Origin of the sequence: Phenylobacterium sp. (genome assembly GCF_035569475.1) — a bacterium.
Lineage (GTDB): Bacteria > Pseudomonadota > Alphaproteobacteria > Caulobacterales > Caulobacteraceae > Phenylobacterium.
In genome coordinates, this window is record NZ_DATMNA010000078.1 from 20,205 (window position 1) to 33,084 (window position 12,880).

Consider the following 12,880-nt stretch of genomic DNA (forward strand, 5'->3'; position numbering starts at 1 on the left):
GGTCTGAGGGAGATCGAATATGCGACTTCTAGTCGTCGGCAGATTGAACGGGCAGCTCTCAACCGCCGTGAAGATGGCGATGAGCGCGGGGGCCAAGGTGAGCCACGTCGAGACCATCGAGGCGGCCACCCACGCGCTCAGGGCGGGGCAAGGCGCCGACCTGATGATGGTCGACTACGAACTCGACATCGCCGGCCTGATCGCCGCCAACGAGGCCGAGCGGATCCGGGTGCCGGTAGTGGCCTGCGGGGTGGCGGCCGACGCGGCCGGCGCCGCCGGGGCCATCCGCGCCGGGGCCAAGGAGTTCATCCCGCTCCCGCCGGACGCCCAACTGATCGCCGCGGTGCTCTCCGCCGTCGCCGACGACAACCGCCCGATGGTGATCCGCGACCCGTCGATGCAGGCGGTGATCGCCATGGCCGACCAGATCGCCCCGTCCGACGCCTCGATCCTGATCACCGGCGAAAGCGGCGTGGGCAAGGAAGTCATCGCCCGCCACGTCCATCAGAAGTCCCGCCGCGCCGCGAAGCCCTTCATCTCGGTCAACTGCGCCGCGATCCCGGAGAACCTGCTGGAGAGCGAGCTGTTCGGCCACGAGAAGGGCGCCTTCACCGGCGCCGTGGCCCGCCGCATCGGCAAGTTCGAGGAAGCCAACGGCGGCACCCTGCTGCTCGACGAAATCAGCGAGATGGACGGACGCCTGCAGGCCAAGCTGCTGCGCGCCATCCAGGAGCGCGAGATCGACCGCGTCGGCGGCGCCAAGCCGGTCAAGGTCGACATCCGCATCCTGGCCACCTCCAACCGCGACCTGGCCCAGGCCGTGCGGGAAGGGACCTTCCGCGAGGACCTGCTCTACCGCCTGAACGTCGTGAACCTGCGGATCCCGTCGCTGCGCGACCGCCCGGGCGACGTGCTGGCCCTGGCCGAGTTCTTCGTGCGCAAGTACGCCGCCGCCAACGGCATGCCGGAACGCGCGCTGTCGGCGGAAGCCAAGCGCCGCCTGGCCGGCCACCGCTGGCCCGGCAATGTGCGGGAGCTGGAAAACGCCATGCACCGCGCGGTGCTGCTGGCCACCGGCCCGGAGATCGAGGAGGACGCCGTGCGCCTGCCCGACGGCCAGCCCCTGTCCGCCGCCGACCCGCACGCCCGCACCGCCCAGGCGGCCTCCCTGGCCGCCGAGACCGCCAGCCGCTCCTATGTCGGCCAGACGGTCGCGGCCATGGAGCAGCAACTGATCATCGACACCCTGGAACACTGCCTGGGCAACCGCACCCACGCGGCCAACATCCTGGGGATCTCGATCCGCACCCTGCGCAACAAGCTGAAGGAATACACCGAGGCCGGCGTCTCCGTGCCCGCGCCCCAGATGGGAGCGGCCAGTGCGGCCTGATCCGCGTCCCGCTCCTCCCGGCGAAGGCCGGGATGCAGATCGCCAAGCGCCGGTTGCGGTTGGATTTCTGCTGAGCCCCTCGAACCCGGGTCTGAGCCATTCCATCTGGGTCCCGGCCTTCGCCGGGATGAGCGGCCTCTAAGAGATGGCCGACGCCTCCGTACCCTCCCGCTACGGCCAGACCCCCACCGCGCGTGAGATGGTGGGCTGGGTGGCGCGTGGCGAGGTGGCCTTGGCGCTTGGCGTCGTCGGCATCGTCGTCCTGCTGATCCTGCCGATCCCGGCGTTCATGCTGGACATGCTGCTGTCGATCTCGATCACCAGCGCCGTCCTGATCCTGATGACCGCCCTGCTCATCAAGAAGCCGCTGGAGTTCACCGGCTTCCCGATGGTGCTGCTGGTCACCACCCTCTTCCGCCTATCGCTGAACATCGCCTCGACCCGCCTGATCCTCGGCCACGGCCACGAGGGGGTCCACGGGGCGGGCCACATCATCGAAGCCTTCGGCAAGCTGATGACCGGCGGCAGCTTCATCATCGGCCTGATCGTCTTCGCGATCCTGGTGATCGTGAACTTCGTCGTCATCACCAAGGGCTCGGGACGCATCGCTGAGGTGGCCGCCAGGTTCACCCTGGACTCCATGCCCGGCAAGCAGATGGCCATCGACGCCGACCTCTCGGCGGGCCTGATCGACGAGACCGAGGCCAAGAAGCGCCGCAAGGAGCTGGAGCAGGAATCGACCTTCTTCGGCGCCATGGACGGCGCGTCCAAGTTCGTGCGCGGCGACGCGGTCGCGGGCCTGATCATCGTCGCGATCAACATCATCGGCGGCATCCTGATCGGGGTGCTGCAACACCACATCCCGATCGGCGTCGCGGCCACCACCTACACCCTGATGACCGTCGGCGACGGCCTGGTGAGCCAGATCCCGGCGCTGATCATCTCCATCGCCGCCGGCTTCCTGGTCTCCAAGTCCGGCGTCGAGGGCTCGGCGGACAAGGCCCTGGTCACCCAGCTCGCCATGAACCCGGTCAGCCTGGGCATGGTCTCGGCCGCCGCCGGCGTGATCGCCGTGGTGCCGGGGATGCCGATCCTGCCGTTCGCGGCCATCTCCATCGGCGCAGGCGCGCTCGCCTGGCGGCGCTCGCAGAAGGCCATGGAGCCGCCACCGGTCGAGATCCAGCCCATGACCGAGGCGGCCGAGGAGCCGATCGCCCAGACCCTCGCCATCGACGAGATCAAGATCGAGCTGGGCTACGGCCTGCTGGGCCTGATCAACGACCTGGAGGGCCGCCGGCTCACCGACCAGATCAAGGCGCTGCGCAAGACGCTCGCCTCCGAATACGGCTTCGTCATGCCCTCGGTTCGCATCCTCGACAACATGCGCCTGCCCTCCCAGGGCTACTGCATCCGTATCAAGGAGATGGAGGCCGGCGCCGGCGAGGTCCGCCTGGGCCACATGATGGCCATGGACCCGCGCGGCGGCCAGGTGGAGCTGCCCGGCGAGCACGTCAAGGAGCCCGCCTTCGGCCTGCCCGCCACCTGGGTGGACGAGGCGCTGCGCGAAGAAGCCACCTTCCGCGGCTACACCATCGTCGATCCGGCCACCGTGCTGACCACCCACCTGACCGAGATCCTCAAAGAGAACATGCCGGACCTGCTGTCCTACTCGGAGGTGCAGAAGCTTCTGAAGGACATGCCGGCCGAGCAGAAGAAGCTGGTCGAGGACCTGGTGCCCTCCATCGTCACGGCCACCACCATCCAGCGGGTGCTGCAGGCGCTGCTGCGCGAGCGGGTCTCGATCCGCGACCTGCCGGCGATCCTGGAAGGCATCGGCGAGGCCGCCCCGCACACCACCTCGGTGACCCAGCTCGTCGAGCAGGTGCGTGCGCGCCTGGCCCGCCAGCTCTCCTTCGCCTACCGCGGCGACGACGGCGCCCTGCCGATCGTCACCCTCACCCCGGAGTGGGAGAACGCCTTCTCCGACAGCCTCGTCGGCCAGGGCGAGGACCGCCAGTTGGCGCTTGCCCCCTCGCGGCTGCAGGACTTCGTGCGCGGGGTGCGCGAGACCTTCGAGCGCGCGGCGCTGGCCGGGGACTCGCCCGTCCTGCTGACCAGCCCCAACATCCGCCCCTACGTCCGCTCGATCATCGAGCGCTTCCGCGGGCAGACCCCGGTGATGAGCCAGAACGAGGTCCACCCCCGCGCCAAGCTCAAGACCGTCGGCACCATCTAAGGCCCTTGCCGCGCCGGCCGGGATGGGCGAACTTTGGTTGAACAGTCAATCAAGAGGTCTCGCCATGCGCGCCTGGACCCTCGCCGCCCTCAGCCTGCTTGCGAGCCGCGCCGCGGCGCAGCCGGCGTCACGCGGGTTCGAGATCAGCGGCGTGGTCCACGCCCCGCCAGCGGCGGTCTGGCAGGCCCTGACCACGGCCGAAGGCTGGCGGCGCATGGGCGTGCCCTTCGCGGTGGTCGACTTCCGCCTGGGCGGGATCATCGAGACCAACTACGCCGCCGACGCGCACGTGGGCCAGGGCGACAACATCAAGAACCAGGTGGCGGCCTACATCCCCGGACGGATGCTGGCGCTGCGCAACGTCCAGGCTCCGCCGAGCTTCCCCTATCCTAAGGAGTTCGCCACGACCGCCACGGTGTTCGAGCTGAAGCCCGAGGGCGCCTCGGCCACGCGGCTGACGGTGACCGGCGTCGGCTACGGTGAGGGCCCGGCCTACGACTGGCTGCTGGACAAGTTCAAGCAAGGCGACGCCTGGACCCTGGACCAGCTCGACCGCAGCTTCCGTGGAACCGCGAAGGCCGCCCCACCGGTCCCGAGCTTCACCAAGGCCCCCTGAACCTCGGCGGCAGGACTTCCCAGCAGGCGCCTCGTCCACGAAGCCCGCCCGCGCCCGCCGGCCCTCTTCCGTTGCAGGCGCCCGCCCGGGCTGGTAGCGGTGCGGGCGACGGAGCGGCGATCTAGGCTTCGAAGAGTCTTAGGAAACGGATGCGGCGACCTCTCAATCGACCCAAGGGTGCGGGTTCCGCCGTCCTCTGGGACCTGCTCACCTTCGAGCACCTGATGACCAACCAGGTGATCCACGTCATCTATTGGGCAGGTCTGGCGCTGATTGCGCTGGGGGCCTTCGGCACCATTGGCGCCGCGGTCGGGGTGGCGATCCGCGACCCCTTCCCGTTCGGCCTGCTGCTGGCCGTGCCGGTGGTGGTCGGCGGCCTGCTGGTGATGGGCGCCCTCGTACTGCTGTGGCGCTCGTTCTGCGAGTTCTACGTGGCGATCTTCAAGATCAGCGAGGACCTCGCCGTGCTGCGCGCCGACGTCGAGGCCGAGCGCAAACGCGCCGCGCCCTAGGCCGGACATCCGACCCCATGCCTCCGCCCGAGCTCGCATCCGTTGATCCGGCCGAGGAATTCCCCTTCGCGGTCGATGACTACGTGCTGCATCTGGTGGTCGCGATCTACCAGTTCCGGGACTCCCGGATGGACGCCGCCCTGCGGACGCTCGGCCTCAACGTCAGCCGCTACCGGGTGCTGGGCGTCCTCGACCGGTTCGGGGCCAGCACCATGACGGAGCTGGCGAACTTCACGGCCATGCAGCGCACCACCCTGACCCGGATCGCCGACCAACTGGTCGCCGCCGGCCTGGTCGACCGCCACGCCGAATCCCGCGACCGCCGCCATGTGGTGCTGGACTTCACCGACCTGGGCCAGGAGACCTATCGCAAGGCCCTGACCGTGGTGCTCAACCTCAATCAGCGCCTGCTGGACGGCGTGCCGGAGGCCGAGCGCCGGTCGACGGCCCGGGTGCTGATGCAGGTGGTCGGAAACCTCGCCCCCAACCAGCTCGCCCGGGACGGCATCATCCATTTCAGCCGCGAGGGGCTGGGCCGCGGCAAGGCGAACGGCTGAGGCCGAACCCGGGCTGTTCGTCGGAGGCCGCAGTTCGATCCCCCGGCGCGCGTTTCGACCCGAAATTTTCGATATCGACGTTACGCCACGCCAAAAATGTGGCTTCCTGTCTCCTGGCGATGACGCCAAGACGAAACCAGGGGGACGGAACATGCGACATGCGCTCGTTGCGGCGACGATCGTGGGCCTGTGCGCGATGGGCTTCGGGGCCTCGGCGGCCGGGGATCCCAAGGACGAGCTCGTCAAGCTGGAGGCCGACTGGTCCAAGGCCAGCGTTGCGAAGGACACCGCCGCGGTCAGCAGGATCGTTGCGCCCGACTGGACCGGCCAGAACCCCAGCGGCAAGCTCACGACCCGCGACAAGATGCTGGCGGACATGAAGAGCGGCGTCGATGCGGCGACATCGATGACCAATCACGACGTCCACGTCCGGCTCATCGGCGACATCGCCATCGTCCAGGGCTCGGACGACGAGAAGAGCACCCACATGGGCAAGGACACGAGCGGCGCCTACACCTGGACGGACGTCTTCCAGAAGAGAGCCGGCCACTGGGTCGCCATCGCGTCGCAGGTGACGCCGGTCGCGCCGGCAAAATAGCCGGTCGTCATGGCCGGACGCCCCGGTCGCCGGTCGGCCGGGGCAGCCGCTTCAAAGCTCGACGCTGAACGCCAGGCAGCTATGAAAGTCCGCTGGGGTATCCCGGCTGGGCAGGCGCCGCCCCAGCACCGCCTGCAGGGACAGGCCCTCGCGAAGCCACCACGTGGCGCCGGCATTGACCTCTGTCTGCCCACTGCCGGGCGTGCGCATGGGCAGATCGTTGGCGTATTCGACGCCGAGGCTGAGGCGCCTGGTCACGGCGCGCTCGATCAGCAGGCTGACGGGCGTGTAGTCCGCTCGTGCGTCGAGCCCCACCCGTTCCAGGCCGAACTGGCCCGACAGCTTCCAGGGGCCGAAGGTCTTGCCGATCAGCAGCAGCATCTCGATCGCGACCCGTCCCTCTCCAAGGCCTCGCTGGGCGGTGGGAAGAGTCAGGTTGGGCTCGATCGCGATGGCGGGCCGGTGCGCCGTCTCCGACAGCCACAGGTATTCGGCGGCGAGCTCGGTGTCGCCGAGCCCTGCCGCCCGCCGGTCGCCATGGGCGGCCTCCACGAACCGCGGCTCGACGGTGAGCTCCCATCGCGGCGCTATCGGGATCGCCAGGTCGAAGCCCAGGGTATTGGAATGCGCCCCGGCATGGATGGCCGACTGCAGGAAGCTGACGAGTTCCGGCCGGTCGGCGATCGCGGTGTCGGTGGTGGCGTAGGGCGGGGAGTCCGCAAGCGCCGGCGAACCGCGGATCAGGCCGCAGAGGAGCGCGGCCGCAAGCGCCGGGAGCGGACGCAACCTCAGGCCACCCGAATCTTGTCTTCCGCCAGCCCGCGCCAGGGTCGCACCGCCAGCAGCGCCTCGTAGAGTTTGGCGACCTGAATGGGCTTGGCGAGGTGAGCGTCCATTCCGGCCGCGAGATATTCGGCCACCTGGTGGGTCATGACGTTGGCCGACAAGGCGACGATCCGCGTCCGAACGGCGCCGGTCTCACGCTCCAGCCGCCGGATCTCGCGCGTCGCCGCCACACCGTCCATCAACGGCATCTGGATATCCATCAGGATGAGGTCGAACCGCCCGCGAGCCCAGGCTTCGACCGCCTGCCGTCCATTCTCCACAAAGACGGGGCGCACGCCGAGCGACTGGAGGACGGTGTTCAGCACGAGCTGATTGGTCGCGTTGTCCTCCGCGGCGAGGACGCGGAGGCCTTCCAGGCTGAACGCCGCGGCGCTCTCGCCGTCGCCGTCGATCGGCGCCGGAGGCGACGGCAGCACGGCGGCCGGGCCCAGCCATGGCAACGGCAGAATGACGCGGAAGACCGTGCCGTCTCCCAACCGGCTTTCAACGGTGATCGCCCCGCCCATCAGCTCGACGATCTGACGGCAGATCGTCAGCCCCAGGCCCGTGCCGCCAAACCGCCGCGTCATGGTGCTGTCGGCCTGGACGAACTTCTCGAACAGCTTGGGCAGCACTTCGGGCGCGATGCCGATGCCGGTGTCGCTGATCGAGATCAGCAAGGCCTTGCCCGCGTCGGAAGGCGCGCCCTCGATCTCGACCCGAACCTCTCCGCTCGGGGTGAATTTCAGGGCGTTGGAGATCAGGTTGTAGAGAACCTGGCGCACGCGCACGGAGTCGCCTCGCCACAGCCCCGCGGCCTCCTGGGCGATCGACATCGAGAACGAAACCCCGCCCGCATTGGCGATCGAGGTGAAGGTCGCATAGGCGCCCGAGACGACCTCGCCGATGTCGAACGGCGCCTGCTCCAGCTCCATCTTGCCGGCCTCGATCTTGGACAGGTCCAGCAGATCGTTGAGCACCGACAACAGGGTCGCGCCGGATTTCTGGACGACATCCAGATGCGCCCTTTGCACGTCGCTCAGCTCTCCCATCGCCATGACCTGGGCCATGCCCAGGACGCCGTTCAGCGGCGTGCGGATCTCGTGGCTCATATTGGAGAGGAACTCGGACTTCATGACGTTGGCCTCTTCGGCCGCGTCCTTCGCGATGGTCAGTTCCGTGAGCGCCTCGCGAAGCGCGTCATGGGTGCTCAACTCGACGAGCAGGGTGTTGAAATGGCGGGTCAGCCGACCCAGCTCGTCATTCGAGCGCGGCGCCACGTGCACCGAGAAATCCTTGGTCCGGCTCACCCGGCCGATCGCCTGCTCAAGGTCGCTGAGCGAGCTGAGGACGTTGCGCATCAGCCCCCGCGCGGCGACGCCGGACAAGGCCGCGCCGAACAAGGCCAGGCCGAGCGCCACCAGGATGTTGCGATTGAGCGAGCGCCAGACTTCGGCCTGGCTGGCGACGAGCATGAGTTCGCCCGCGCGCCGGCCGCGGAGCGTCACCGGAACATAGACCGTGAGGTTTCCCCCGCGATAGATCGCCGTGTCGCGGGCGACCTCCATAGGCTTGAGTTCCGACGCGGATTGGCCGGGCCGCACCAAGACCAGCCGGTCCCCGCTTTGGGAGACGTAACTGGCGGCCATCCCCACATCGTCGTTTTTCAGGATGGCTTCAGCCGTCGCCGCCGCGTGCGCGTCGTGGCCCTCGACCGCGAGGCTGGACACGGCCGCGAGGCTTCGGGCGATGCTCAATTGCTCGGTGACGAGGTCCGATCGATCCGCCGACCAGTCCTGCCATTGGAACAGGCTGAAGGCCAAGGCCAGGGCGCCGAAGGTGGCGGCGACGCACAAGATAATGATCTTGAGAGAAAGAGAATAGTTGCTCCGATGAAACCTGTCTCGGAATTTCAGAATATTTTCCATGGAAGCGCACCATCCGTAACTATACGTATCGACCGGAAGATTTTTGATTCAATCATGCTTTGAAATTGTGCAGTATTATTATGGCCCGCAGGCGTTAATTGATGTCTTTCGCGGTAGATGCTCAGCGCGAATATTTCGCGCCAAAACGCCGCAGTCCGAGACTTGTCGTCTGGATGCGTGAACGCCCGGTCCGGCTAAACCTGGGCGCCGCCCGCAGCGCGGGCCATCTTCTCCGGCCGTCAATTCGGCTGAGGCGCGCCCTGTGCGGTGCGCCTTTGTCGGCGTTTTCCGTGAGGAGCCGCGACGCTACGGCAGGGCCGCCCTGCAGCCGCGCCGAGGTCGGCTAATCCCCAGGGGGCGGACGTCGCGGGCCTGGACCGTGTCCCGGCTATTTGAGGCGCGTCAGCCGGAAGAACCGGGGCGTCGCCTTTCCGCTGAGGGCCTTTCCGATCCACCCGCGTTGATTCGACGCGAGCGGGACCGGCCCTATGCGGCGTTTCCGCTCGCGCGGCGCGCGGCGCGCATGCCGACTTCGTCGAGTTCGGCGTTCTCGCGGCGGCTGGCCTCCTTGACCTCCGCCAGCCGGGCGCTTTCGGCGACCTGCTCGTACTTCTTCTGCTCCTCGAAGGCCTGGGCGAGCGCGTCGCGGGCGCCGCGTTCCTCGGCGGCGATGGCGTCGATCTCGGCCTTCAGCGCGGCCTTGCGGATCTTCAGCCCCTCGGCGTAGCCCGCCAGGTACCAGCCCGCCTCGGCGTTCTGGCCGGCGTGCTTGGCCTCCGCCTCGCCCTCGGCGATCAGCACCGCCAGGCGGGTGTTGGCGTCCGCCAGCCGCTTGGCGATCTCGGCCAGCCGCAGTTGCCGGTTCTCGACCTCGTAGGTGGCCAGCTTGATGAGGGACTCCGACCAGCTCATTTGCGAATACTCACTCGGGGACACTGTTCAGGATGGCGGCGAGCCGCTCGAAGCCGGCGTCGAGGCTGGTGACCTCGTCCTTGTCCTGCGCCAGGAAGCTTTCCAGCGCGGGGTTGAGCGCGATGGCCCGGTCGACCTGCGGGTCGGCGCCGGTGCGGTAGGCGCCGATGCGGATCAGCTCTTCCATGTTGGCGTAGGCCGCCAGCGTCTGGCGGGCCGACTTCACGATCTCGCGCTCGTGCGGGCCGTGGCAGCCGGGCATGGTCCTGCTGATGGACTTGAGGACATTTATCGCCGGAAATCTTCCGCGCTCGGCGATGGCGCGCTCCATGACGATGTGCCCGTCCAGGATGCCGCGCACCGCGTCGGCGATCGGCTCGTTGTGGTCGTCGCCGTCCACCAGGACGGTGAAGATGCCGGTGATCGGTCCGGCCCGGGTGCCGTCCGGGCGGATCGGCCCGGGGCCGGCGCGCTCCAGCAGCTTCGGCAGTTCGGTGAAGACGGTCGGCGTATAGCCCTTGGTGGTCGGCGGCTCGCCGGCGGCCAGGCCGATCTCGCGCTGGGCCATGGCGAAGCGCGTCACCGAGTCCATGAGGCACAGGACCTCCATGTCCTGGTCGCGCAGGTATTCGGCTATGGCCATGGTCATGTAGGCGGCCTGGCGGCGCTTCAGGGCCGGTTCGTCGGAGGTGGCGACCACGACGATAGCGCGCTTCAGGCCCTCTTCGCCCAGCGTCTCCTCGATGAATTCGCGGACCTCGCGGCCCCGCTCGCCGATCAGGCCGACGACGACGGCGTCGCAGTCGGCGTTCTTGGCCAGCATGGACAGCAGCACCGACTTGCCGACCCCGGAGCCGGCGAACACGCCCAGGCGCTGGCCGCGGCAGCAGGTGGTGAAGACGTTCATGGCGCGCACGCCCATGTCCAACCGGCCGCCTACGCGGGCGCGGGCGTGGGCCGAGGGCGGCGCGGCGCGCAGCGGATAGGCCGCCAGGCCCTGGGGCAGCGGGCCCTTGCCGTCGACCGGATGGCCGAAGGCGTCGACGATGCGGCCGAGCCAGGCCTTGGTGGGACGCACCGCCGAGCCCAGCGGCTCGATGCGGATCTCCGCGCCCGGCGCCACGCCCTCGACGGGGCCGAACGGCATCAGCAGCGCGCGGGTGTCGCGGAAGCCGACCACCTCGGCCGACAGGGGCTTTTCGCCGAGGCGGACGATCTCGGCGCGGGCCCCGACCGCCAGCCGGGTCAGCCCGCCGCGGGCCTCGATCAGGAGGCCGTTCACGGCCGCCACGCGGCCGGAGACGGTCAGGGGATCGAGCCGCTCGACCGCGGCCACCAGACTCTTCAAGAACAGCCCTCGAAATCAGGGCCGCAGAGTCGCCTGGTCACGCTTAAGGGGTGGTGAAGATCGGCGCCCTTTGGCGGCTTTGGCGGGGCGCATGCCGAGCAAGGCCCGGCTAGCGCAGGGCCCTGGCCAGCTTCACGGCGGGTTTGGGATATTTGGCGACCATCTTGGCCACCATCAGGGGCCGTCGCTTAACCACCCCTGTCAACATTGGGCGCACCGCGCGCGCCAGCCGAGGCCGCGCCGCGGCGGCGGCCTGGCCGATCCGCCCGCGCCCGAACCACAGCGCCGCGCCCGCCACCGCCAGCAGGCCCACGCCCACCAGGACGCCCGGATGCTTGCGGGCCTGGGTGACGGCGGTCAGCCGCGCGCCCTTGGCCGCCAGCGCCATCTCGCCCATCGGGCGCGTCAGGGCGTGAAGCGACGCCCGCGCCGCGGCCAGCGGCGGGCTGTCCTGGCGCCAGTCCTTGGGCAGCTTGACCAGGGTCGCGGCCACCTTGCCCTTGGCCGCCTTCAGCTCCGCGCGGGCCGCCTTGCCCACCTGCCGGCCGAAGCCCACCAGGGCCCCGGGTTCGCCGCGGTCGCCGATCTGCTGGGCCAGGGCCCGGGCGGCGTGCCCGAGGACGGCCTCGACGCCCGAAGCCTCGATCCAGCTATCGATCCGTCCGAAGCGGGCCGCGGCCGCCCGCGCCACTCGGTCGCAGCCCTCCGCCGTGGCCGTATCGCCGGCCACCGGATGGGCCCGGCCGCCGTCGCGCGCGATCTCGTCGCAGGCGGCGCGCACGCCGTGCTCCTCGTGGGCGGCCAGCACCACCGCGGCCCCGGCCCTCGCCGCCAGCTTCGCCGCTTCCAGGCCCACGCCCGAGGCCGCGCCGGTCACCACAATCACTTGCCCCGCAAGGGGTTTGAACTTCGAAGCCATGGATCCTCCCGACGCGGCCGACAGCGGCCGATCTGGGGATGAAACGGCTGGGCTCCAAGGGCTGTTCCCCCGCGAGTCCGGACCCCCGCGCTTCGGCCGCCGTGTCCAATCACAAAAGATTCAACAGGCCTGCGACTCCGCAGCCGTCCAGCGACTCTTGAAGCGGATTCCGCATCGGATTAACGATTCGGCTCGGACGGACACTCCCGATTAACCAGTCTTAAATTAACTCGCAGGCAGGTTAACGGCGAGGTCCAGGGCGGATTCACTGAATTCGCGGGGCACGCGGGTACGCACTGGGAGAGTGAAATGCGGGTACTGTTGATAGAAGACGACAGCGCCACCGCGCAGAGCATCGAGCTGATGCTCAAGTCGGAGGGCTTCAACGTCTATACGACGGATCTGGGCGAGGAAGGCGTCGATCTGGGGAAGATCTACGACTACGACCTGATCCTCCTCGATCTGAACCTGCCGGACATGAGCGGCATGGACGTCCTGCGCACCCTGCGCGTCGGCAAGATCAACACCCCGATCATGATCCTGTCGGGCTCGGCCGAGATCGACACCAAGGTGAAGACCTTCTCCGGCGGCGCCGACGACTACATGACCAAGCCCTTCCACAAGGACGAGCTGGTGGCGCGCATCCACGCCGTGGTCCGCCGCTCGAAGGGTCACGCCCAATCGGTGATCAAGACCGGCGACATCCTCGTCAACCTTGACGCCAAGACCGTCGAGGTGAACGGCCTGCGCGTCCATCTGACGGGCAAGGAATACCAGATGCTGGAGCTGCTCTCCCTGCGCAAGGGCACGACCCTCACGAAGGAGATGTTCCTCAACCACCTCTACGGCGGCATGGACGAGCCGGAGCTGAAGATCATCGACGTCTTCATCTGCAAGCTGCGCAAGAAGCTGGCCGCGGCCGCCGAAGGCAAGCACCACATCGAGACCGTCTGGGGCCGCGGCTACGTGCTGCGCGACCCGCAGGAAATGGGCGCCGTCGTCGCGGCCTGAGCGCCAAGCCGACCTGTCGCTGACCGGA

Annotated in this window: 12 protein-coding genes; 7 read left to right on the forward strand and 5 right to left on the reverse strand. The window is 68.7% G+C overall.

The annotated features are described in order from the left end of the window. The first annotated feature begins 19 nt into the window (after positions 1-19). The 6 genes from VNW53_RS11905 (at position 20) to VNW53_RS11930 (ending at position 5,909) form a co-directional block, all read left to right on the forward strand. Positions 20-1,390: a sigma-54 dependent transcriptional regulator gene (locus tag VNW53_RS11905; protein WP_325555881.1), complete on the forward strand. Its 1,371-nt coding sequence runs from the start codon at positions 20-22 to the stop codon at positions 1,388-1,390. A gap of 145 nt (positions 1,391-1,535) precedes the next feature. Then, positions 1,536-3,626, forward strand: coding sequence for a flagellar biosynthesis protein FlhA (gene flhA, locus VNW53_RS11910; RefSeq protein WP_325555882.1), 2,091 nt, complete (start codon positions 1,536-1,538; stop codon positions 3,624-3,626). 64 nt (positions 3,627-3,690) lie between these two features. Further along, entirely contained in the window at positions 3,691-4,242 is a 552-nt protein-coding gene (locus VNW53_RS11915; protein ID WP_325555883.1) for an SRPBCC domain-containing protein, read from the forward strand. Between the two features lie 149 nt (positions 4,243-4,391). Next, positions 4,392-4,754, forward strand: a complete 363-nt coding sequence (locus tag VNW53_RS11920; RefSeq protein WP_325555884.1) for a DUF4282 domain-containing protein — start codon at positions 4,392-4,394, stop codon at positions 4,752-4,754. 17 nt (positions 4,755-4,771) lie between these two features. Beyond that, complete coding sequence (locus VNW53_RS11925; protein WP_325555885.1) at positions 4,772-5,311, forward strand: MarR family winged helix-turn-helix transcriptional regulator; 540 nt, start codon at positions 4,772-4,774, stop codon at positions 5,309-5,311. Between the two features lie 151 nt (positions 5,312-5,462). Next, positions 5,463-5,909, forward strand: coding sequence for a nuclear transport factor 2 family protein (locus VNW53_RS11930; protein WP_325555886.1), 447 nt, complete (start codon positions 5,463-5,465; stop codon positions 5,907-5,909). A 51-nt stretch (positions 5,910-5,960) separates the two neighbouring features. Here the strand turns inward: VNW53_RS11930 and VNW53_RS11935 are convergent, their stop codons facing one another. The 5 genes from VNW53_RS11935 to VNW53_RS11955 form a co-directional block, all read right to left on the reverse strand. Next, the gene (locus tag VNW53_RS11935) at positions 5,961-6,695 is read right to left on the reverse strand and encodes a transporter (RefSeq protein WP_325555887.1); all 735 of its coding nucleotides are present in this window, start codon (positions 6,693-6,695) and stop codon (positions 5,961-5,963) included. Positions 6,696-6,697: 2 nt separating this feature from the next. Further along, the gene (locus VNW53_RS11940; RefSeq protein ID WP_325555888.1) at positions 6,698-8,662 is read right to left on the reverse strand and encodes an ATP-binding protein; all 1,965 of its coding nucleotides are present in this window, start codon (positions 8,660-8,662) and stop codon (positions 6,698-6,700) included. A gap of 486 nt (positions 8,663-9,148) precedes the next feature. After that, complete coding sequence (locus VNW53_RS11945; RefSeq protein WP_325555889.1) at positions 9,149-9,574, reverse strand: flagellar export protein FliJ; 426 nt, start codon at positions 9,572-9,574, stop codon at positions 9,149-9,151. Between the two features lie 10 nt (positions 9,575-9,584). Then, on the reverse strand, positions 9,585-10,922 hold the full coding sequence (gene fliI / locus VNW53_RS11950; protein WP_325555890.1) for a flagellar protein export ATPase FliI: 1,338 nt from the start codon (positions 10,920-10,922) through the stop codon (positions 9,585-9,587). 109 nt (positions 10,923-11,031) lie between these two features. Then, positions 11,032-11,841 (reverse strand): SDR family NAD(P)-dependent oxidoreductase, encoded by an 810-nt coding sequence (locus VNW53_RS11955; RefSeq protein WP_325555891.1) that lies wholly within the window; start codon positions 11,839-11,841, stop codon positions 11,032-11,034. A gap of 309 nt (positions 11,842-12,150) precedes the next feature. On the opposite strand from VNW53_RS11955, the gene ctrA reads away from it, so the two are divergent. Beyond that, positions 12,151-12,852 carry a response regulator transcription factor CtrA gene (gene ctrA, locus VNW53_RS11960; RefSeq protein ID WP_325555892.1) on the forward strand — a complete coding sequence of 234 codons (702 nt, stop codon included), beginning with the start codon at positions 12,151-12,153 and terminating at the stop codon, positions 12,850-12,852. Positions 12,853-12,880 lie beyond the last annotated feature (28 nt).